The 20,983-nt window shown below is 72.7% G+C and carries 18 protein-coding genes and 1 pseudogene; 13 read left to right on the top strand and 6 right to left on the bottom strand.

Features of this window, described 5'->3' with window-relative positions; all coding sequences use genetic code 11:
- Positions 1–42 precede the first annotated feature (42 nt).
- A complete protein-coding gene (locus NQU55_RS11980) occupies positions 43–1,536 on the bottom strand; it encodes an aminotransferase class I/II-fold pyridoxal phosphate-dependent enzyme (protein ID WP_168094750.1) in 1,494 nt (497 codons plus the stop codon).
- 465 nt (positions 1,537–2,001) lie between these two features.
- On the opposite strand from NQU55_RS11980, the pseudogene NQU55_RS37320 reads away from it, so the two are divergent.
- Positions 2,002–2,282, top strand: a pseudogene (locus tag NQU55_RS37320) (DUF1360 domain-containing protein).
- A 30-nt stretch (positions 2,283–2,312) separates the two neighbouring features.
- Here NQU55_RS37320 and NQU55_RS11970 read toward each other — a convergent pair.
- Entirely contained in the window at positions 2,313–2,525 is a 213-nt protein-coding gene (locus tag NQU55_RS11970; protein ID WP_168094751.1) for a hypothetical protein, read from the bottom strand.
- Between the two features lie 78 nt (positions 2,526–2,603).
- On the opposite strand from NQU55_RS11970, the gene NQU55_RS11965 reads away from it, so the two are divergent.
- Genes NQU55_RS11965 through NQU55_RS11950 form a run of 4 tightly spaced genes read left to right on the top strand, consistent with a single transcriptional unit; the run spans position 2,604 to position 6,084 of the window.
- The gene (locus NQU55_RS11965; RefSeq protein ID WP_308402219.1) at positions 2,604–3,251 is read left to right on the top strand and encodes an RNA polymerase sigma factor; all 648 of its coding nucleotides are present in this window, start codon (positions 2,604–2,606) and stop codon (positions 3,249–3,251) included.
- Positions 3,235–3,981 carry a hypothetical protein gene (locus NQU55_RS11960; protein WP_168096310.1) on the top strand — a complete coding sequence of 249 codons (747 nt, stop codon included), beginning with the start codon at positions 3,235–3,237 and terminating at the stop codon, positions 3,979–3,981. The genes NQU55_RS11965 and NQU55_RS11960 overlap by 17 nt, the downstream gene beginning before the upstream one ends.
- 28 nt (positions 3,982–4,009) lie before the next feature.
- Positions 4,010–5,062 carry an ROK family protein gene (locus NQU55_RS11955; RefSeq protein ID WP_168096311.1) on the top strand — a complete coding sequence of 351 codons (1,053 nt, stop codon included), beginning with the start codon at positions 4,010–4,012 and terminating at the stop codon, positions 5,060–5,062.
- 11 nt (positions 5,063–5,073) lie between these two features.
- On the top strand, positions 5,074–6,084 hold the full coding sequence (locus NQU55_RS11950; RefSeq protein ID WP_168096312.1) for an ROK family protein: 1,011 nt from the start codon (positions 5,074–5,076) through the stop codon (positions 6,082–6,084).
- Between the two features lie 95 nt (positions 6,085–6,179).
- Here the strand turns inward: NQU55_RS11950 and NQU55_RS11945 are convergent, their stop codons facing one another.
- Positions 6,180–7,625 carry a glyceraldehyde-3-phosphate dehydrogenase gene (locus tag NQU55_RS11945; protein WP_256790478.1) on the bottom strand — a complete coding sequence of 482 codons (1,446 nt, stop codon included), beginning with the start codon at positions 7,623–7,625 and terminating at the stop codon, positions 6,180–6,182.
- 285 nt (positions 7,626–7,910) lie between these two features.
- On the opposite strand from NQU55_RS11945, the gene NQU55_RS11940 reads away from it, so the two are divergent.
- Together NQU55_RS11940 and NQU55_RS11935 are read left to right on the top strand one after the other, a co-directional pair.
- Positions 7,911–8,837 (top strand): NADP-dependent oxidoreductase, encoded by a 927-nt coding sequence (locus tag NQU55_RS11940; RefSeq protein ID WP_256790477.1) that lies wholly within the window; start codon positions 7,911–7,913, stop codon positions 8,835–8,837.
- Positions 8,838–8,958: 121 nt separating this feature from the next.
- On the top strand, positions 8,959–9,894 hold the full coding sequence (locus NQU55_RS11935; protein WP_168095817.1) for an AraC family transcriptional regulator: 936 nt from the start codon (positions 8,959–8,961) through the stop codon (positions 9,892–9,894).
- Positions 9,895–9,910: 16 nt separating this feature from the next.
- Here the strand turns inward: NQU55_RS11935 and NQU55_RS11930 are convergent, their stop codons facing one another.
- Positions 9,911–10,540: a histidine phosphatase family protein gene (locus tag NQU55_RS11930; protein WP_168095818.1), complete on the bottom strand. Its 630-nt coding sequence runs from the start codon at positions 10,538–10,540 to the stop codon at positions 9,911–9,913.
- 80 nt (positions 10,541–10,620) lie between these two features.
- Here NQU55_RS11930 and NQU55_RS11925 point away from each other — a divergent pair, with 80 nt between their 5' ends.
- The 5 genes from NQU55_RS11925 (at position 10,621) to NQU55_RS11905 (ending at position 17,355) form a co-directional block, all read left to right on the top strand.
- Entirely contained in the window at positions 10,621–11,103 is a 483-nt protein-coding gene (locus tag NQU55_RS11925; RefSeq protein ID WP_256790476.1) for a DUF6314 family protein, read from the top strand.
- A 143-nt stretch (positions 11,104–11,246) separates the two neighbouring features.
- On the top strand, positions 11,247–12,989 hold the full coding sequence (locus NQU55_RS11920) for a pyruvate dehydrogenase (RefSeq protein ID WP_168095819.1): 1,743 nt from the start codon (positions 11,247–11,249) through the stop codon (positions 12,987–12,989).
- A gap of 109 nt (positions 12,990–13,098) precedes the next feature.
- On the top strand, positions 13,099–13,659 hold the full coding sequence (locus tag NQU55_RS11915; RefSeq protein WP_168095820.1) for a PadR family transcriptional regulator: 561 nt from the start codon (positions 13,099–13,101) through the stop codon (positions 13,657–13,659).
- Between the two features lie 47 nt (positions 13,660–13,706).
- On the top strand, positions 13,707–15,428 hold the full coding sequence (locus tag NQU55_RS11910; protein WP_256790475.1) for an acyl-CoA dehydrogenase family protein: 1,722 nt from the start codon (positions 13,707–13,709) through the stop codon (positions 15,426–15,428).
- Between the two features lie 211 nt (positions 15,429–15,639).
- Positions 15,640–17,355 (top strand): GAF domain-containing sensor histidine kinase, encoded by a 1,716-nt coding sequence (locus NQU55_RS11905; RefSeq protein ID WP_168095557.1) that lies wholly within the window; start codon positions 15,640–15,642, stop codon positions 17,353–17,355.
- 92 nt (positions 17,356–17,447) lie between these two features.
- Here the strand turns inward: NQU55_RS11905 and NQU55_RS11900 are convergent, their stop codons facing one another.
- On the bottom strand, positions 17,448–18,191 hold the full coding sequence (locus tag NQU55_RS11900) for a response regulator (protein ID WP_256790474.1): 744 nt from the start codon (positions 18,189–18,191) through the stop codon (positions 17,448–17,450).
- Positions 18,192–18,338: 147 nt separating this feature from the next.
- The gene (locus NQU55_RS11895; RefSeq protein WP_168095559.1) at positions 18,339–19,874 is read right to left on the bottom strand and encodes an FAD-binding oxidoreductase; all 1,536 of its coding nucleotides are present in this window, start codon (positions 19,872–19,874) and stop codon (positions 18,339–18,341) included.
- Between the two features lie 139 nt (positions 19,875–20,013).
- Here NQU55_RS11895 and NQU55_RS11890 point away from each other — a divergent pair, with 139 nt between their 5' ends.
- Positions 20,014–20,973, top strand: a complete 960-nt coding sequence (locus NQU55_RS11890) for a TOMM precursor leader peptide-binding protein (protein ID WP_256790473.1) — start codon at positions 20,014–20,016, stop codon at positions 20,971–20,973.
- Positions 20,974–20,983 lie beyond the last annotated feature (10 nt).

Here is a 20,983-nt window from a genome sequence, read left to right as displayed (position 1 = left end):
GAGGCCGCCGCGACCGCCACCACGGCGGCGCGCCCGCGCGACTCAGGCGTCCTCGGCCGGCTCCACGAGCACCTTGACGTTCTTGACCTCGGTATCCGCCGCGTCCGGGATCACCATGCCCGCCTCCACCCCGGTCCGCAGGTAGCGCAGGACCTCTGCGCCGAGCCGCTCGCCCGGCACGGCTGCGGGGATGCCGGGCGGGTAGGGGGTCAGCATCTCCGCCGCGACGCGGCCGGCCGCCTTCTCCCAGGGGACCAGTTCGGTGCGGCCGAAGAACGCGTCGCGCGGCAGCGTCACCTGCTCCAGGCGCAGCTCCGCGGGGCCGGGCACCTCCACCCGTGCGTCGGTGCGCAGTTCGCGGGCGTGCCCGGGCAGGTCCAGCAGGGCGGTGAGCAGCCGGCCGGTGGTCTGTGTGTCGTCCGCGTGGGAGAGCTGGGCGCTGATGCGGCGGTGGTCGCAGACGTGCAGGTTGATCCGGTGGTGTTCGCGGAGGAAGTCCGCGGCCCGGTAGCCGGTCGTGCCCAGGGCGGAGATGTCGATGATGATCTGCAGGGGGTCGAGGTCGGCGGCCAGGCCGGGGGCGCAGAAGTCGGCGCGGCCGTGCACGTGCATGCCGTCGATGTCCTCGATCCGTTCGCGCAGCCGTCCGGCGAGGGCGAGGGCGTCGTCGTAGAGGCGCCGGCCGTGCTCGGCCATCTGCCGGCGCCAGCCGTCGAGCGCCGCGTAGACGAGGACGGAGGGGCTGGTGGTGCCGAGGAGGTCGGCGCAGGCCTTGAGGGCCTTGGGGTCGATGCGGTCGCCCTGGAGGTGGAAGACGGAGCTCTGTTCCAGCCCGGAGCCCATCTTGTGCACCGAGGTGACGCAGACGTCCGCACCGGCGTCCATGGCCCAGGCCGGCAGGGCGGGGTGGAACGGCAGATGGGCGCCCCAGGCCTCGTCGACGACGAGCGGCTTGCCGCGGCGGTGGCAGACGGCCGCGATGTCGGCGAGCGCGGCGCAGGTGCCGTACGGGGTGGGGCTGGTGACGAGCGCTCCCCGGGCGCCGGGGTGCCTGTCGAAGGCCTCGTCGAACGCTTCGGCGGACGGAGGGTGGGCCAGGTGCAGGCCGGGGTCCCACTGGGGATCCACCCAGACGGGCCGGATGCCGGCGAGCACGAGGCCGGAGACCACGGACTTGTGGGCGTCGCGCCCGATGATCAGTTCCTGGTGGGGTCCGGCGACGGCCAGCATGGCCGCTTTGACGGAGAGGGAGCTGCCGCAGGTGGAGAAGAACGTGTGCTCGGCACCCACGGCATCGGCCATCAGCGCCTGGGCCCGTTCGAGAACGTGGTGGGAGGAGCTCCGGTCGTCCAGTCCGCTGGTGGCCAGGACGTCACTGGTGAACACGGCGTCCCCCAGCGCCTCCCGCACGCGTGGGTCGGCTCCGCGGCCCTGCTTGTGGCCCGGAGGGGTGAACGGCACCTGCCCGGTCTCGTGGTACGCGACGAGAGCGTCCAGCACCGGTGCGCAGGAGTGGTCCGGGGAAGCGTGGTCCATGGGACTCCGGTTCCCCGCGAACGACCGCGGGGAAACAGGCCCGTGCCCCGGCCGCCCCCGGCTGCCCGGCCCTCGGCCGCCCGGGCCCCGGCCGTCCCGCACCCCCGCACCCCCGCGCCGCGCGGCTCGCGGTCCGCCGGAAGCTGCCATAGCGTCGGAGGGCCGGGGCATACGGAGGCCGGGACCCTACCGGCGGACGGTGCCCTGGGAGGACGGTGTGCAACGGTGCGACGGTCACAGCGGAACGACAGCTGGTGGACCCGGGTGCGGCGGAGCTACGAGCAGGGCGCCGACGAGGCCGGGGGAGAACGGCCCCTGCTGGGCTACACGGTGCTGCTCGGCGGGTACGCGGCCCTGACCGCGTCCGCCGTGGGCATCGCGGTGGCCAGGCGCCGCACCACTCCCGCACGGCCGTCCGCGGCCGACCTCGCCCTGCTCTCGGTCGCCACGTTCCGCATCAGCCGGATGCTCGCCAAGGACTCCGTGGTCTCCCCGCTGCGGGCCCCCTTCACCACCTACCAGGAACCCGCCGGCCCCGGGGAGGTCACCGAAGCCCCGCGGCCGGGCCCGGTGCGCCACGCCGTCGGCGAACTGCTGACCTGTCCCTTCTGCCTGACCAGTGGGTGGCCACGGCCGGTGTCGCCGGCCTGCTGCTGATGCCCGTCACGACGCGGTGGGTGGCCGGGGGCATGACCGTCATCTCCGCCGCCGACGTCCTGCAGATCGGCTACGACGCGCTCAAGTGACGCGGCCTCGGCCCGCGGCGCGCCGGGCGCTCAGGAGCCGAGGACGAAGTGCAGGGCCGCGACGGCCGCAGCCAGTACTCCGGCCAGCACGGTGATCAAGGCCGAGGACGTCAGCAGGTAGGTGCTTCCGAGGCTCGCCGTCGTGCCGTTGACGAGCGCCACGACCTCCGTGGGGCTCGGGCGGCGCTCGGGGCCGGCGGGGCCGGTGCCGTCGGGGTGCTGGGTGCCGGTGCGGCGACTCATGAGGGCCTCTCCTCCGTCGGGGCTGTTGTCGAAGAAGGGGCGGAAAGCGCCCCTGCCGTGCAAGTCCCGTTCCGTGCAATGCCCATGGCCGGAGGTTGCCGAAAACATCCCCGGCGGCCTTTGCACGCCATCGCCTTCCCAGGGACCTATAAGGGTGTGGAACGACCCGGAGGAGGTGCCTGCGTGAGCCCCCGAGGAGATCACGGGGCCGTACCCGCTGAGTTGCCGGCCTTCGCCGCTTTCTTCACGACGGAGTACCCACGGGTCGTGCACAGTCTGATGAGAGCCGGGGCGACCTATGAGGAAGCCGAGGACGCGGCGCAGGACGCCATGCAGGAGTTCCTGCGCACGTCGCCGGGGTGCAAGAGCCCCGCGGGCTGGGTCCGGACGGTCGCCTGGCACGCGTACTGCAAGAAGGCCGAGCGCAACCGCAGGCGGCTCGCCCTGGAATCGCGGAGCGCACGCCTGTCGGGAACGGTGCCACCGGACCGGGCCGAACCGGACGAGCACGAACAGGTGCTGGAGATCCTGCGCGGTCTTCCGCCCCGGCAGGGACAGGTCCTGGCCCTGCACCTGGACGGATACTCCGCGCAGGAAACCGCCGAACTCCTCAGCGTGAAAGCGAGCACCGTCCGCAGCAATCTGCGGCACGCGATCACCACGCTGCGCAGCCTGCTGGACAACTACGAGGAACAAGAAGGAGGTCCGCGTGTCCGCAAGCGATGAGCGGGGTCTCGCCACACGCAGGGCCCGGCCGAAGACTGCCGGAGATGCCGCGCCGGCCGTGCATCCGGCCTTCGAGCGATTTCTCCGGACCGTCCGGGCCGACGTCGAAAGCCGGCTCACACCGGCCGCGGTGGAGGAGCGCCTGCAACGGCTCGTCGGGGCCGCGACGGGGGAAGCGCCGGACGCGGACCCCGCCCCGGCGGGCGGCGTCTCCGGCTTCGCGTCCCGGGCCGCCTGGGCCGCTTACGGCTACCACGTCGTCCACCTCTGGCTGCTGGCCGTCGCGACGGCGGGCCGCCCCGGTGTCCGTCTCCACCGGGACGACGTCGACGCGCTGGCGGTGGAGACGGCGGCGCGGGCGCTGAGCAGCTTCCGCGAGGGGGCGCAGCAGCCGGTTCCGGAACCCCGGGACGCCGTACCGGAGGTGAAGGCGGCGTTCCTCACCGAGTGCGTCCGGCACCTGCCCTACGTCGACCGGAGCCGCCACCTCATGCCCGAGCAGGACTCCTTCGACGAGTTCGAGGACACGGACGCATCCGGTCTGGTGGGCGTGCTGTGGGACTGCGCGACCACCGGGCAGGCCGCGGAACTGCGCCGCGTGGCCGGCGGCGGCGAGGAGGCGGGCGACACCGAAGAGATCGTCACTCTGACGCCCATCGCCATCCGCGCCGCGGCCCAGCGGTACCCGGAGGGAGTGCCCCCGGACCGATGGCCTGATCTCCCCTCCTGAGCGCACCACCGGACGCAGGTGACATCTCATGAACGCGAACGACGGGAAAGTACGGCAGGTGCTGCAGCGTTCGCACGAACTCGACCACGAGCACTACGCGGTCGGCGTCGAACTCCAGCCGTACAAGCTCACGGGGGTCGTCGTCGGGGCCGACGGTGCGGTCATCGCCCGCACCCGTCGGCACCTCACGGTCATGGAGTCGGCGGAGGTGGTGCAGCGCGTGGCCGAGATGGCGGGCCGCCTGATGGACGACAGACTCGGCTGCGCCTTTCCCCGGGACAGGGTGTGCGTCGGGGTCCAGGTGGGCGGCCCCGTCGACCCGGACACGGGAACGGTCCTCCACCTCGTCAACGGCCCCGACGACCACCGGCACGAGAAGCCTCCCCCGTACGAGTGGGTGGACGTCCCTCTCGGCGCGGAGCTCGCCTTCAAGATGGGCTGCGCCACGTCGGTGGAGAACGACGCGCACGCCTTCGCGGCGTACGAGCAGAGCCTCGGCGTGGGCAGCACCAGCGCGACGTTCGGGGTCGTCCTCGTCCGCGACGGCGTGGGCGCCGGAATGGTCGTGCGGGGCGAACGGGTCTTCGTCCCGATGGAGTTCGGTCACCTCCAGGTCTGGCAGCGGGGCCGGATCTGCGACTGCGGCATGCGGGGGTGCATCGAGAGCCAGGTCGGGAACCGGGCCCTGACCGCCGTGGTCAAAGAGCTGACCGGGCGGGAACTGGACGGGCTGGAGGCCGCGATCGCGCTCGCCGACAGCACGGACCCGCAGGCGCGCCAGGCGGCGTCGGCGTTCCGCAAGGCCGGGACCTCGATCGCCCGTGGCATCGCCACCTTGCTCACCACGTTCGGCCCGACCCATGTGGTGATCTACGCGGCGGAGGACCTCATCAGCGGCGGGCCGGGGCGCCGGGCGGCGAACTCCTTCCTCGACGCGATGAGGAAGTTCCCCGCGCACACGTTCCACATCAGCAGGGACTGTCACATCGTCACCAAGCCGCTGGATGCCGTCCGTGGTGCGCACGGCGCCGCGCTGATCGCGCTGCAGAGTTGTTTCGGCGTCCGGCTCCGACCCCGGTAGGAGTGTCCCCCATGCGCCCACGGATCCACGACGACGACCGGCTCGCCATCGGACTCGACATCGGAGGCACGAAGATCGCAGCAGGAGTGGCCGACGCGGGAGGCCGCGTCGTCGAGCGGGTCCCGGCCGTGCCGTGCCCCTCCGACCAGGCGGCCATCCTGAAGGCCGTTTCCGTCCTGGTCGAAGAACTGCACGCCCGGAATCCCGGGACCGTCGCCGTCGGCGTCGGAGCGGCGGGCCTCGTCCACTGGCCCGAAGGCCGCATCCGGACCGCTCCCAACACCGCCTACCGCGATCTGCCGCTGCGCCGGCTGCTCCAGGAGGCCACCGGGCTGCCGGCCCTCGTCGACAACGATGCCAACGCCGCCTGCTGGGCGGAGTACCGCAAGGGGAACAGCGCCTCCTACATGGCCTTCATCACCGTGGGCACCGGCGTCGGCGGCGGCCTCGTCCTGGCGGACCGCCTCTTCCGCGGCCGCACCGGGATCGCCATGGAGTTCGGGCACACGATCGTCGACCCGCACGGCGCCGAGCGCTGCGGTTGCGGCGTCGTCGGCTGTCTGGAACCCCTGGCCTCCGGGCGGGCGCTCGGTCGCTACGGCGGCGCGGCGGCCGCGGCCGAACCCGGCGGGACGCTGGCCACGCTCGCCGGCGGCCCCGGCCGCGTGACCGGGGAGACGGTCTCCGCGGCCGCGCGCGCCGGAGACCCGGCCGCACGTGCCCAGCTGGAGCGCCTCGGCCACTGGCTCGGCATCGGCATCGCGACGCTCGTCAACCTCTTCGACGTCGAGCTGGTGGTCGTCGGCGGCGGCGTCGCGGAAGCCGGCGAACTGCTGCTGGCCCCCACCCGGGCGAGCTTCGCCCGGTACGTCACCGCGGCCGCCCACCGTGAGCTCCCGGCCATCGAGCCGGCCCGCCTCGGGCCGGAGGCGGGGTGGATCGGCGCGGCCCTCCTGGCCCTGGACCAGGACGAACCGGCCCCCGGCCGGGAGCACAGGGAGGGGCCGGGCGGGGGAGCGTGAGAGGCCCACGGAAAACGGCCGGGCGGCCACCTCGCCGTTGAGGTGGCCGCCCGGCCGCGGCGGTCGGGGACGCCGGAGAAGACGGTGCGCCGGGATCAGACCTGCGGCACCGGGAAGGTCGGGTACTCCACCCCGGACACGTGCTGGACGACACGGATGACCTGGCAGGAGTAGCCGAACTCGTTGTCGTACCACAGGTAGAGGATCGCGTTGTCGCCGTCGACCTTGGTGGCGCCGGCGTCGACGATCGAGGCGTGGCGTGAGCCGACGAAGTCCATGGACACGGCGTCGGGGGCGGTGGTGAAGTCGATCTGGCGCTTCAGCGGCGAGTTCAGTGAGACGTCGCGCAGGTGCTCGAGGACCTCCTCGCGGGTGGTCTCGCGGCCCAGGCGCAGGCTGAGGATCGCGATCGAGACGTCCGGTACGGGGACGCGGATCGAGCTGCCGGTGATCGGCGCCTTGAGGTCGGGCAGGGCCTTGGCGACGGCCGAGGCGGCGCCGGTCTCCGTGATGACCATGTTGAGCGGCGCGGAGCGGCCGCGGCGGTCGGCCTTGTGGTAGTTGTCCAGCAGGTTCTGGTCGTTGGTGAACGAGTGGACCGTCTCGACGTGGCCGCGCAGCACGCCGTACTCGTCGTCCATCGCCTTCAGCGGCGGGACGATCGCATTGGTGGTGCAGGACGCGCAGGACAGGATCTGCTCGTCCGGCTTGATCGTGTCGTGGTTGACGCCGTGCACGATGTTGGGCACGTCACCCTTGCCGGGCGCGGTCAGGACGACCTTGTCGACACCGGGGCGCAGGTGCTTGGACAGGCCCTCGCGGTCGCGCCACTTGCCGGTGTTGTCGATGAGGATGGCGTCCTTGATGCCGTACGCCGTGTAGTCGACCTCGGACGGGTCGTTGGCGTAGATCACCTTGATCTCGTTGCCGTTGGCGACGATCGTGCTGTTCGCCTCGTCGACGGTGATCGTGCCCTGGAACTGGCCGTGGATCGAGTCGCGCCGCAGCAGCGAGGCGCGCTTCACGATGTCCTGCTCGCCGCCCTGGCGGACGACGATGGCGCGCAGCCGCAGGCCGTTGCCCGAACCGGCCTTCTCGATGAGGAGGCGGGCGACGAGGCGGCCGATGCGGCCGAAGCCGTAGAGGACGACGTCGCGGCCCTCGCACCGCTCGGCCTTGTTCTCACCCGTGGCGCCGGCGACGGCTTCGGCGGTGAAGTCCTCCACCGACAGGCCGCGGTCGTCGGCCTTGTACGTCGCGGCGAGCATGCCGATGTCGATCTGGGAAGGGCCGAGATCGAGCGTGGTCAGGGCCTGAAGGAACGGCAGCGTCTCGGTGACCGAGAGCTCCTCGCCCGCTATCTGCCGGGCGAAACGGTGGGTCTTCAGGATGCTGACGACCGACTTGTTCACCAGGGAGCGGCTGTGGAGGAGGACCGTGACGTCCTGCTCGCGGTGCAGCTTCCCGATGATCGGGATCATCGACTCCGCGATCTCCTCGCGGTTCTTCCAGCTTGTGAACGAGTCTTCGTTGACAGTCACAGGTGCAGGTCCATCTCTCGATCGAGCTAGGCGGCGCTCATATGCTAACCCCACACTCTTTTGACTGTTCAAGCGGTGTCGCTGAGGGGAATCCCACACTCCGGAGCGCGGTCGCCGGGTGCCCTGGAGTAGCCGTCCCCCGGGATGGCCCAGGATCCCGGCGGTGAAGACGGTGGGACATCTTTCGAAGACTCAGGGATATTCATCCGCTCATTCGATCTCCCTAATGTTGAGCACATCAACCGCCGGGGACACCGCCCCGGCCGCTCACCAGGAGAGATCACCATGCGCGCTGTCGTTCAGAAGTCCTTCGGAGGCCCCGAGGTCCTGGAGGTCGTCGAGACCGAGCGACCCACCCCCCTCGGCGGCGAGGTCCTCGTCCGCGTCCACGCCAGCGGCGTGAACCCGGTCGACGTGGCCGTCCGCTCCGGCGCCCTCCCGCTGCTCGGCGAGCCGCCCTTCGGCGTCGGCTGGGACATCTCCGGCGTCGTCGAGGAGGCCGGCCCCGGTGCCCGCTTCAAGCCGGGCGACGAGGTCTTCGGCATGCCGTTCTTCCCGCGCGCCGCCACCGGCTACGCCGAGTACGTCGCCGTGCCGTCCCGCCAGGTGGCCCGCAAGCCCGCCGGCCTGGACCACGTGCACGCCGCGGCCCTCCCGCTCGCCGCGCTCACCGCCTGGCAGGGACTGGTCGACGCGGCCCGGATCACCGAGGGGCAGCGGGTGCTGATCCACCGCGCGGCGGGCGGCGTCGGCCACTTCGCCGTGCAGATCGCCAAGGCCCGCGGCGCCCACGTGATCGCCATGGCGAGCGCTCCCAAGCACGACTTCGTGCGCGGCCTGGGCGCCGACGAGGTCATCGACTACCGCACCACCGACTTCACGGAGGCGGTCAAGGACGTCGACGTCGTCTTCGACTCCTCCTCCGAAGGCATCCGCTCCCTGGCCGTCCTGCGCCCCGGCGGCACCCTCGTCAGCATCATGGAGCACTGGAACCAGGAGCTCGCCGCCCAGGTCGAGGCCGCGGGCCGGAACTTCGCCGGGATCTCCGTCGAGCCCGACTACGCCTCGCTGGAGGCGATCGCCGCCCTCGTGGAGGCCGGCCGCATCCGCCCCCACGTCGCCGGGACCTTCCCGCTGGCCGAGGCCGCCGCGGCCCACGAGGCCGTCGGCTCGGGCCGGACCCAGGGCAAGATCGTCCTGACCGTCGACTGACACGGGCCGGGACGTACGCTGGCCGGAAGGCCGGAAGGCCGGAAGGCCGGAGAGCCGGAGAGCCGGAGAGCCGGAGAGCCGGAAGGCCGGTGACGGGAACGACGGGGAAGAGGGGACGGCGTTGGACATCCTGACCGAGGCGCTGGGCTCGATGCGGACCGGGCAGCCCAAGTCCGTACGCACCCACGGCCGCGCCCCCTGGGGGCTGCGCCTCCCCCCGGTCGCCGGCGCCGGCTTCCACGTGGTGCTCTACGGCACCTGCTGGCTCGTCCCCCTCGGCGACGGGCCGCACCTGAAGCCCCTCGCCCTCAGCACCGGCGACGTGGTCTTCCTGCGCGACGGCCGGGGGCACATCCTCGCCGACGACCCCTCCACCCCGGCCGAAGTGGAGAGGCCCGAGCAGTTCGAGCCCGGCTCGCCGCTCGGCACGGTCACCATCGGCGGCGACGGCCCGAGCACGAGTCTGCTGTGCGGCAACTACCACCTGGACCAGGGGCGCCCCCACCCCCTGGTGAGCCGGCTCCCCGAGATCATCCACCTCCCCACCCGGCACGGCCGCCACCCCGAACTGAGCGCCGCCGTCCAGCTCCTCGGCACGGAACTGGAGAACCCCCGCATCGGATCGGCCGGCATCGTGCCCGCGCTCATCGACTCGCTGCTCCTCTACATCCTGCGCGCCTGGATCGAGGACCAGCCCCCAACGGCGGCCGAGGGCTGGGCGGCCGCCCTCTGCGACAGCGCCGTCGCCCCGGCGCTCTCCGCCGTCCACGCGGACCCGGCCGCCCAGTGGACGGTCGAGTCGCTCGCCGAGCGCGTGGGCCTGTCCCGCGCGGCCTTCGCCCGCCGCTTCACCGCCCTCGTCGGAGAGCCGCCCATGGCCTATCTGACCCGCTGGCGCATGACGACCGCGGCCCAGCTGCTGCGCGAGACCGACGCCCCGCTCACGACGGTCGCGGCCCGGACCGGATACGGCTCCGAATACGCCTTCGCCAAGGCATTCAAACGTGAATACGGCCGGGCCCCGGGCGGCTACCGCCGGGAGGCCCGGGCTGCGTGAGGGGCACGCACCCCGGTCACGAGCCGAGGTGGCGGGTGTCGCCGAGGCCGGCGACCTGGCGGTTGTGGAAGAAGTCGTCCTCGCGCAGGGTGGTGATGCTGCCCGGGGCCGCCGGGAAGGCGACACGGCCCAGCGCCTCGAACGGCATCCCGATCCATGCCGCCACCACGAACGTCAGGGCGAAACCGTGCGTCACGATCACCTGGTGGGCGCACGGGCGCCGCAGGATGTCGTCCACGGCCGCGTAGACGCGCCGGGCGAAGACCGCTCTGGTCTCGGCACCGGGCAGGCCCTCGTCGTGCCCCATCCGGTCCCCGGCGGCCGGCGGCGGGACGAACCGCCGGTCCAGCCACTCCTGCGGCCGCCCCTCGGCCTCCCCGTAGGACTTCTCCCGCAGCCTGCGGTCCAGGACCGGCTCCACGCCGAGGAGTCCGGCCACCGCCTCGGCCGTCTCCCGGGTCCGCCGCAGATCCGAGGAGAACAGCTCCACCCCGGCACCGCCGGGGATCGCGGCCCGCAGCGCCCGGGCGATGGAGGCCGCCGCGCGCCTGCCGGCCGGAGTGAGCCGCGAATCGTGCCAGCCGCCGACCACCCCTTCGACGTGATGGGTCGCTTCCGGGTGCGTGACGACGTAGACGCTGCGCATCAGTGCATGCCCCTTCTCGTGTCCCCACCTCGTGCCACCGCGGCGCCCGCCGCCCCACGGCGGCGGGGGATGATGGGTCGGTGAACTGCGCCGCCCATGATCCGACACCCGTCAGCGATTCGGCACCCCGTCCCGTTCCCGTCCCTGACGCCGTCGCCTACCTGACCGGGCAGTGGACGGTCGACCGCACCCTGCTCGACCTGGACACCGGCGCCGAGGGGGCGTTCCACGGCACGGCCGACTTCCGTCCGGCCGATGACGGCGCGTCCGTACTGCACGTCGAGGACGGCGAGCTGAGCTGGGCCGGCGCGGTCAACCGGGCCGGGCGGACGCTGCGGCTGCTGGCCCGGCCGGACGGCACGGCCGAGGTGCTGTTCGCCGACGGCCGGCCCTTCCACGACCTCGACCTGCGCACCGGGCACTGGACCACCCGTCACCCCTGCGGGCGGGACGGCTACGACGGCACGTTCACCGTCGTCTCGCCCGGCGAGTGGCACGTGCAGTGGCGCACCACCGGGCCCGCCAAGGACCACCTCCAGCGCTCGGTGTACCGGCGGCGCTAGCCGGCCGGCCGCCGGAGCGCCCCGCACCCGCCCCCTCCCGCCAGGGATGCACGGGCAGGTGTTCTGTGGATTGATGGGGGCAGGGGGCGGGGAGACCGGCCGCGCGCCGGTCCTTGCGACCGGCGACGCGGGAGGACGGGTTCATGCCGAAGGAGACGGTGGCGGAGCAGTTCGTCGACATCCTGGCGCGGGCCGGGGTGCGGCGGCTCTACGGGGTCGTCGGGGACAGCCTCAACCCGGTCGTGGACGCGGTGCGCCGCCATGCCGCAGTCGACTGGGTCCAGGTCCGGCACGAGGAGGCCGCCGCCTTCGCCGCGGGGGCGGAGGCCCAGCTGACCGGCAGGCTGGCCGCCTGCGCGGGCTCCTGCGGCCCGGGAAACCTGCACCTCATCAACGGCCTCTACGACGCCCACCGCTCCATGGCCCCGGTGCTCGCGCTCGCCTCGCACATCCCGAGCGGTGAGATCGGCACCGGCTTCTTCCAGGAGACCCATCCGGACCAGCTGTTCCGCGAGTGCAGCCACTACTGCGAGCTGGTCTCCAGCCCGCAGCAGATGCCGCGGGTGCTGCGGACCGGCATCCAGAACGCCGTCGGGCGCGGCGGAGTCGGCGTCATCGTCCTGCCCGGCGACGTCGCGGGAGAGCAGGCCCCGGCCCGTTCGGGCGAACACGCGCTGGTCGCGGCCCGGCCGTCGGTGCGGCCCGGGGACGCGGAGATCGACGCCCTCGCCCGGATGGTCGACGAGGCGGGGAAGGTGACGCTGTTCTGCGGCAGCGGAACGGCGGGGGCCCACGAGGAGGTGATGCGCTTCGCGGAGCGGGTCAAGGCTCCCGTCGGGCACGCGCTGCGCGGCAAGGAGTGGATCCAGTACGACAACCCCTACGACGTCGGCATGAGCGGCCTGCTCGGCTACGGGGCCGCCTACGAGGCCACCCACGAGTGCGACCTGCTGATCCTGCTGGGCACGGACTTCCCGTACAACGCCTTCCTGCCGGACGACGTGAGGACCGTGCAGGTGGACGTGCGGCCCGAGCACCTGGGCCGGCGGTCCGCGCTCGACCTCGCGGTGTGGGGCGACGTCCGTGAGACGCTGCGCTGCCTGACGCCGCGGGTGCAGGTCAAGAGCAGCCGGAAGTTCCTCGACAAGATGCTCGCCAAGCACGCCGACGCCCTCGAAGGCGTCGTGAAGGCGTACACGCGGAAGGTGGAGAAGCACACGCCGATCCATCCGGAGTTCGTGGCCTCCGTCCTGGACGAGGAGGCTGCCGACGACGCGGTCTTCACCGTCGACACCGGGATGAACAACGTCTGGGCGGCCCGCTACCTCACCCCGAACGGCCGCCGCCGCGTCATCGGCTCCTTCACCCACGGCTCGATGGCGAACGCCCTGCCCCAGGCCATCGGGGCGCAGTTCCTGGACCGGGACCGGCAGGTCGTCTCGATGTCCGGCGACGGCGGGTTCTCCATGCTGATGGGCGACTTCCTGACCCTGGTGCAGTACGGCCTGCCGGTGAAGGTGGTGCTGTTCGACAACTCGTCGCTGGGCATGGTCGAGCTGGAGATGATGGTGGGCGGCCTCCCGTCCTACGGCACGGCCAACCACAACCCCGACTTCGCCGCCATCGCCCGCGCGGCCGGCGCGTACGGCGTGCGGGTGGAGAAGCCGAAGCAGGTGCGGGGCGCCCTGCGGGACGCGTTCCGGCACAAGGGCCCGGCGCTGGTGGACATCGTGACCGACCCCAACGCCCTGTCGATCCCGCCGAAGATCACCGCGGACATGGTCGGCGGATTCGCCCTGTCGGCGGGACGGATGGTCCTGGAGGGCGGCGTGGGCCGGATGGTCCAGATGGCGCGCTCCAACCTGCGCAACATCCCGCGCCCCTGAGGGCACCCCGATGGTGCGGCCCCACCCCGGGGCGCGGCCGCGAGTGAGCCGCGTCTCACCCGGGCGGGGGCGCTTGTCTATGAAACGAGTTGCATAGCAGGATCCGGGTATGGCGCTCGACCACGCGATCCTCGTCTCCCTGCTGGAGAAGCCGGGCTCCGGCTACGAGCTGGCCCGGCGCTTCGAGCGGTCCATCGGCTACTTCTGGACCGCCACCCACCAGCAGATCTACCGCGTCCTCAAGCGGATGGAGGGCGACGGCTGGATCGACGTGCGCGAGGTGCCGCAGCAGGGTCGGCCGGACAAGAAGGAGTACTCCGTCGCCGCCCCCGGGCGCGCCGCCCTCTCCGGCTGGCTCCACGAGCCGATCGAACCCGAGAGCGTCCGGCACGACCTCGCCGTGAAGATCCGCGGCGCGGCCTTCGACGACCCGGCCGCACTGATCCGCGAAGTCGAACGCCACCACCGGGCGCACTCCGACCGGCTCGCGCACTACCTCGCGGGGGAGCGGCGCGACTTCACCGGGCCCGGGGCGCCCGGAACGCCCGGCGACGCCGGGCGCGAGCTCCAGCACGTCGTCCTGCGCGGCGGCATCGCCTACGAGCGCATGACGATCGCCTGGCTCGACGACGTCCTCGCCACGCTCCACCGGCTCCGGGCCGGGCACTGACCTGCAGACCACACCCTCCGATCTCCACGCCGGAAAGGCGAACCTCCATGGCCGACCAGCTGCTCTTCAACCCGCGCACCTACGACCCCGCGCACTTCGACCCCGAGACCCGCAGGCTGCTGCGCGCCACCGTCGACTGGTTCGAGGAGCGCGGCAAGCGCAAGCTGATCGAGGACTACCGCTCCCGCGCCTGGCTGGCGGACTTCCTCGCCTTCTCGGCGAAGGAGGGCCTGTTCGCCACCTTCCTGACGCCGGCCTCCGCCGCCGGCGGGAACGAGGACAAGCGCTGGGACACCGCCCGCATAGCCGCCCTCAACGAGATCTTCGGCTTCTACGGGCTCGACTACTGGTACGCGTGGCAGGTCACCATCCTCGGCCTCGGCCCGGTCTGGCAGAGCGACAACGCCGCCGCCCGCGCCCGTGCCGCCGAACTCCTCGCCCAGGGCGAGGTGTTCGCCTTCGGCCTGTCCGAGAAGTCCCACGGCGCCGACATCTACTCCACCGACATGCTCCTGGAGCCGGACGGCGACGGCGGCTTCCGGGCGAGCGGCTCCAAGTACTACATCGGCAACGGCAACGCCGCCGGCCTCGTCTCCGTCTTCGGACGCCGCACCGACGTCGAGGGCCCCGACGGCTACGTCTTCTTCGCCGCCGACAGCCGCCACGAGGCGTACCACCTGGTCAAGAACGTCGTCGACTCGTCGAAGTACGTCAGCGAGTTCCGCCTGGAGAACTACCCGGTGGCGGCCGAGGACGTCCTGCACACCGGCCGCGCCGCCTTCGACGCCGCCCTCAACACCGTCAACGTCGGCAAGTTCAACCTCTGCACCGGCGCGATCGGCATCTGCGAGCACGCGATGTACGAGGCCGTCACGCACGCGCACAACCGCATCCTCTACGGCCGCCCCGTCACCGCCTTCCCGCACGTGCGCCGCGAGCTGACCGATGCCTACGTCCGCCTCGTCGGGATGAAGCTGTTCAGCGACCGCGCCGTCGACTACTTCCGCTCCGCCGGCCCCGACGACCGCCGCTACCTCCTCTTCAACCCCATGACGAAGATGAAGGTGACCACGGAGGGCGAGAAGGTCATCGACCTGATGTGGGACGTCATCGCGGCCAAGGGCTTCGAGAAGGACACCTACTTCGCCCAGGCCGCCACCGAGATCCGTGGCCTGCCGAAGCTGGAGGGCACCGTCCACGTCAACCTCGCGCTGATCCTGAAGTTCATGGGCAACCACCTGCTCAACCCGGCCGAGTACGCGCCCGTGCCGACCCGCCTCGACGCGGCCGACGACGACTTCCTCTTCCGCCAGGGCCCGGCCCGCGGTCTGGGCGCCATCCGCTTCCACGACTGGCGCACCGCCTACGACGCCTACGCCGACGTGCCCAACGTCGGCCGCTTCCGCGAGCAGGCGGACGCGCTGTGCGCGTTCGTCACCGCCGCCGCCCCCGACGAGGAGCAGAGCCGCGACCTCGACCTCCTCCTCGCCGTCGGCCAGCTCTTCGCGCTCGTCGTGCACGGCCAGCTGATCCTGGAGCAGGCTCGTCTGACCGGCCTCGACCGGGACGTGCTGGACGAGCTGTTCGCCGTCCTCGTCCGCGACTTCTCCGCGCACGCCGTCGAACTGCACGGCAAGGACTCCGCCACCGAGGAGCAGCAGCGCTGGGCCCTCGGCGCGGTCCGCCGCCCCGTCGTCGACGACGCCCGCTCGGCCCGCGTGTGGGAGCGCGTCGAGGCGCTGTCCGGCGCGTACGAGATGGCGCCGTAACTCCCTTCCGGCCGGGGCCCCTCCGGCACCGGTGACCGCTCCACGCCGCCTCGGTCCCGCCCCGGTCGCTCCGGGGCGGGACCGGGGCCGTTCCGCCACGGATCCGCCTCTTCCGGCCCGGGTCGGCGCATCCGTTTCCGCCCCGCCCCGGGACCGATACGGTGGTCCGGCGAGACACACCTCGTCCGTTCGTCGTTCGTGAGGAGACGCGTTGGAGACCGCCGGGGGTGGTTCGGTGCGGCTGCCGCACCTCAGACTCGACGAGCTGCTCGGGGAGCTCCAGGCGCGGCTCGACACCGCACGCGGTACGTGGGACCGGGTGCACAGCCTGCTGGAGGCGGTGCTGTCGGTGGGGCGCGAGCTGGACCTGGAGCACGTGCTGCGCCGGATCGTCGAGGCGGCGGTGGTGCTGGTGGACGCCCAGTACGGAGCGCTGGGGGTCATCGGCCAGGACGGGCGCACGCTCTCGCAGTTCCTCACCGTCGGGCTGACGGACGAGCAGATCAAGGCCATCGGCCCGTTCCCCTCGGGGCACGGGCTGCTCGGGGAGCTGATCCGGCACCCCGCGCCGCTGCGGCTGCCGAAGATCTCCGAGCACGCCGCCTCGTACGGCTTCCCGCCCAACCACCCGCCGATGCACAGCTTCGTGGGCGTCCCCATCCGCGTCCGCGACCAGGTGTTCGGGAACTTGTACCTGACCGAGAAGCGCGGCGGGGCGGACTTCGACGCCGAGGACGAGGCGGTGCTCTCCACGCTCGCCGTCGCCGCCGGCGTCGCCATCGACAACGCCCGGCTGTACGAGGAGTCCACGCGGCGCGAACGGTGGCTGCGGGCGAGCGCCCGGGTGACGACCAGTCTGATGTCCGGCAGCCCGCGGCAGGACGTGATGGCCCAGATCGCCGAGCTGGCCAAGGAGATCACCGAGGCCGAGCTGGCCACGGTCTCACTGCCGCTGGACGACGGGTCCGCGCTGACCGTCGAGGTCGCCACGGGCGAACTGGCCGACGCCATCCGCGGCGTCGCCCTTCCCGTCGAGGGGACCCTGGTCGGCGTCGTGCTCTGCGAGCGCGAGCCGGTGTGCAGCCTCAGCGTCGACGAGGACCCGCGGGTCTCCGCGGTGCCCGCGTCGGTGACCGGTCTGGGGCCTGCGGTGGCGGTGCCGATCAAGTCCGGTGAGACGGTGATCGGCGTGCTGTTCCTGGCCCGGGGGACGGGGCGGCCGGTGTTCTCGCAGGAGGAGATCGAGCCCCTGCTGAACTTCGCCGGGCAGGCGGCCATGGCCATGGAGCTGGCGGAGCGCCGGGCGGACGCCGAACAGCTCGCGCTGCTGGAGGACCGCGACCGGATCGCCCGCGACCTGCACGACCTCGCGATCCAGCGGCTGTTCGCCACGGGGATGACGCTGCAGAGCGCGGACCGCTTCATCGACCACGCGGAGGCGTCGGAGCGCGTGCAGCGGGCGGTGAACGACCTCGACGAGACCATCAAGATCATCAGGGCGACGATCTTCGGCCTGCGGTCGCGGGAGACCGCGCCCCAGCACGGGCTGCGCACCCGCGTCGTGCAGACCGTCGGAGGCGCCGCCACGCTCCTCGGCTTCGCGCCGAGCCTGCGGATGGAGGGCCTGCTGGACACCCGGGTGCCGCGCGCCGTCATCGACGACGCGGTGGCGGTCCTGGCGGAGGCCTTGACGAACGTCGTCCGGCACGCCCGCGCCACGTCCGCCGGCGTCTCCGTGGTCAACGACGGCCGGGACCTGGTGCTCACCGTCACCGACAACGGCGTCGGCATACCCGGCGACGGGCGCCGCAGCGGGCTGCGCAACCTGGCCGAACGTGCGGAACGGCACGGCGGGCGGCTGCTGCTCTCCGCCCCGTCCGGCGATGGCACGGTGCTGACCTGGCGCGTCCCCCTCCCGGCGGAGTAGCCGAGGACGGGCCGTCCCCGGCCGCCCCGCAACGGCGAGGCGGCTGCCGGCGTCCGATGGCACAGGGACGTTCACGGCGGCAGCGGTGCGGCTCAGCCCCGGCGGCCGGACTGCTCCCGGCGGTCCCCGGGTTCGCCTGCCGGCGGGCCCGGCTCGGCGGTGGCCCGGCCGGCCTCGGTGGCGAGGACGGCCGCCTGGATGCGGCGCTCGACGCCGAGTTTGGCGAGCAGCCGCGAGATGTGGTTCTTGACCGTCTTCTCGGACAGGAACAGGCTCTTGCCGATCTGACGGTTGGTGAGCCCGTCGCCGATCAGCGCGAGGATGTCGCGCTCGCGGGGCGAGAGGTCGGCGAGCCGCTCGTCGCCGGGCCCGGCGTCCTCGCCGCCCCCGCGCAGGCTGGTCATCAGGCGCGTGGTCGTGGCCGGGTCGAGCATGGACTGGCCGGAGGCGACGGTGCGGATGGCGGAGACGAGGTCGGACCCCTTGATCTGCTTCAGGACGTACCCGGCGGCCCCGGCCATGATGGCGTCCAGGAGGGCGTCGTCGTCGTCGAACGAGGTCAGCATCAGGCAGGCGAGCCCCGGCATCCGCGAGCGCAGCTCCCGGCAGACGGTGATGCCGTCGCCGTCCGGCAGCCGCACGTCCAGGACGGCGACGTCGGGGCGCAGGGCGGGCCCCCGGGCGAGGGCGTGGTCGACGGTGCCCGCCTCGCCGGCGACCACGATGTCGTCCTCGGCGTCCAGCAGGTCGTGGACCCCCCGCCGGACCACCTCGTGGTCGTCCAGGAGGAAGACCCGGATCGGCCTGTCCTGGGAGAACACCTCTGTCTGCTCCACAACCGGCTCCCGTCGACGGTCGGCGCACCGCTGCGCTGCACCGATCATGATCTGCCGGGAGCGGCGTCCACCATGGGCCGAACGGCCCTGAGAGGGATCAGCCGCCCCGCGGCCGGGGCGGCTGATCCCTGCGGCCGCCGCGGACCGTCACCGCCCCTCGGCGCGGGCGGGCCCCGGGCCGATGCCCTGCGGGAAGCGGAAGGCTCCGTAGGGGTCGTACTCGGCCTTGACGGAGGAGAGGCGGGCGTAGTTCTCCGCGTAGTAGGCGTGGCGCCAGTCGCGGAGGGACGGGTCGATGAAGTTCTGGTAGGTCTCGCCGTTGGAATAAGGGTCGACGGCGTGGAAACCGGCATCGGCCCACTGCTTCGCCGCGATCTTCGCGGCGGTGCCGGCGGGGCCGCGGCCGATCACGCTCAGGTAGTTGATGTCGAAGAGGGTGTCGCGGTGCACGTAGGCCGTGTCGGTGCGGCCCGGGTCGCCCGCGGCGCCGCCCAGGGCCAGGACCTCCAGCTTGTGGGTCTGACCGGGGACGCGGGCCAGGTCGAAGACCTCCAGGGCCCGTTCCCAGGCAGCGCGGGGCAGCGGCCGGCCGAACATCCGGCCGCGGACCAGGCCGTAGGCGGCCCGGGGGAGCCGGCCCTCGGGGGTGCTGCCGGCGCGGTGGCACTGGGAGGCCGTGAGGGTGCCGCACTTGAAGGCCTCCATCATGAACGACCGGTACGGAACCCTGTCGGCCGTGCGGTCCGCCGGCGGGCCGCAGAGGGAGACCAAGCGGGCGACTTCGGCCGTGAGTTCGGCCTCGGTGCCGGTGGACAGCAAGGTCACCCCCGCGAGGGGCGTCCCGCCCGGAGCCGCGTCGACGAGGACGGCCACGGCGGCGCCGCCGATGGTCCGCGGGGCGTCGACCAGCCAGTGGGCGAAGCCGTCCATCATGCCGACGGCGTCGTCCCAGGCCCAGGACAGCCGCGCCGTCCGTACCGGGCCGACGGCCGCGGGGGTCATGGAGTACGACGTGACGACGCCGAAGTTGCCCCCGCCGCCACCCCGCAACGCCCAGTACAGCTCCGGGTGTTCCTCCGGCGAGGCGGTGACGACCCGGCCGTCCGCGAGGACCGCCTGTGCGGAGGTGACCCGGTCGCAGGCCAGGCCGAGGGAGCGCGTGAGATAGCCGATGCCGCCGCCCTGGACGAACCCGGCCGCGGCGATCGTCGCCCATGTGCCGCCGGGCAGGGCCAGCCCGTACGGGGCGAGCGCGTCGACGACGTCGACCGCCTGCGCGCCCGCGCCGACCCGCACGCTCCGGGGGCCCGCCGTCACCGAGTTGAGCCGCGACACGTCGATGACCAGGCCCGGGCTGGTGGAGTACCCGCCGTAGCTGTGGCCCCCGCTGCGCGCCGCGAACGGCACGTCGTGGTCCTGGACGAACGCCAGGCACAGCGCCACGTCGTGCGGACCCTCGCAATAGGCGACGGCCTTCGGGGCGACCGCGTCGAACTGCGCGAGGTCGAGCTGCCTGGCCGTCCGGTAGACCGGATCGGAGGGCCGGACGAGGCGGCCCCGCAGGCGCCGGTCCAGCCGCGCCCAGGGCACATGGCCGGCGTGCGCCGGCGACATGCCCGGGGTCAGCAGCGACAGCGCCGCGGTACCGGTGCCGAGAAACCCTCTGCGACTGAACGTGTCCATGCGGATGCTCCGTCCGACTCCCGGGAACGAGGCAGCCATTGGACATGCGAACAATGCATTCCCCTACTACGGAATTCCGTAGTACAGTACCGGGGAAATCCGTATTGGGCGGATATTGTTCCGGGCCTACGATGGGCCCGTGCCTGATTCCGAGCTTCCCGAGCTTTCCGGCCTTTCCGGCCTTTCCGCGGTGCTGGAGAAGGTGGCGGTCGCGGCCGCCGACGTCGAATTCCGGATGCACGGGCCGGAGAAATGCGAGATCGCCGTCGGCCCCCGGACCTACGCGCTGACCGCGGATCCGGCCGCCCTGCAGCCGCTGGCGGACGTCATCACGCAGGTGGTGCCCAGGATGCGCCGCAGCGCTCCGATCCGCCGGCAGCTCACCGAGGCGGAGGCCCGGAGGCTGTCGCCGTTCATGCCGCGATTACGGGACATGGGAGTCCTGCTCTTTCCCGGAGAAAACGCGGTCATCGACGACGAGCCCGGCCGGCGGCTCTATTCGTATATCTGCCGCCGGGCCGCCGAACCCGACCGGGTGTTCTCCGCCCTCCGGGCGAAACGCATTCACGTGACCGGCCCGGAACTCGTCGTCTCCGTATGGAACCGCCTGCTCCGGGAACAGGGGCTGAACCCCGCCGGGCCGGAGCCGGAGGCGGACGCCGCGCTCCGCATCGTCGCCGACTCCGACGAGGCGCGCCTCGCGGCGGCCAACCGGGCCCTGTGCGCCGACGGCAGGTCATGGCTGCCGGTGCGCTTCGGCGCGCAGCGCGTCCGGATCGGCCCCTGGGTACGGGCCGGCGAGTCGGGGTGCTTGCGCTGTCACCTTCCCGCACGGCCGGAGACGGAACGGGCCCCCGCGCCGGGACCGGCCGCCGGATGGGCCACCCTGCAACCGGGGTGCCTGTACTGGACCGGCGGGCTCGTCGCCCACCTCGCCCTGCGCGCCCTGCTGCCGATGGCCGCCGAGCACCCCTGGGGCCGGGTCACCACCATGGACGCCGCCACCGGCGAACAGACCTCGCTGACCACCTGGCGCGACCCGTTCTGCCCCGACTGCGCCGGGCACGCGAGCGCATCGCGCGAGTGGGTGGCCCTGTGACGCGCGGAGC

This window comes from Streptomyces telluris (assembly GCF_024519335.1).
Lineage (GTDB): Bacteria > Actinomycetota > Actinomycetes > Streptomycetales > Streptomycetaceae > Streptomyces > Streptomyces telluris.
The sequence above is the reverse complement of the archived record's forward strand: the minus strand, read 5'-3'. Positions and strand labels throughout refer to the sequence as shown.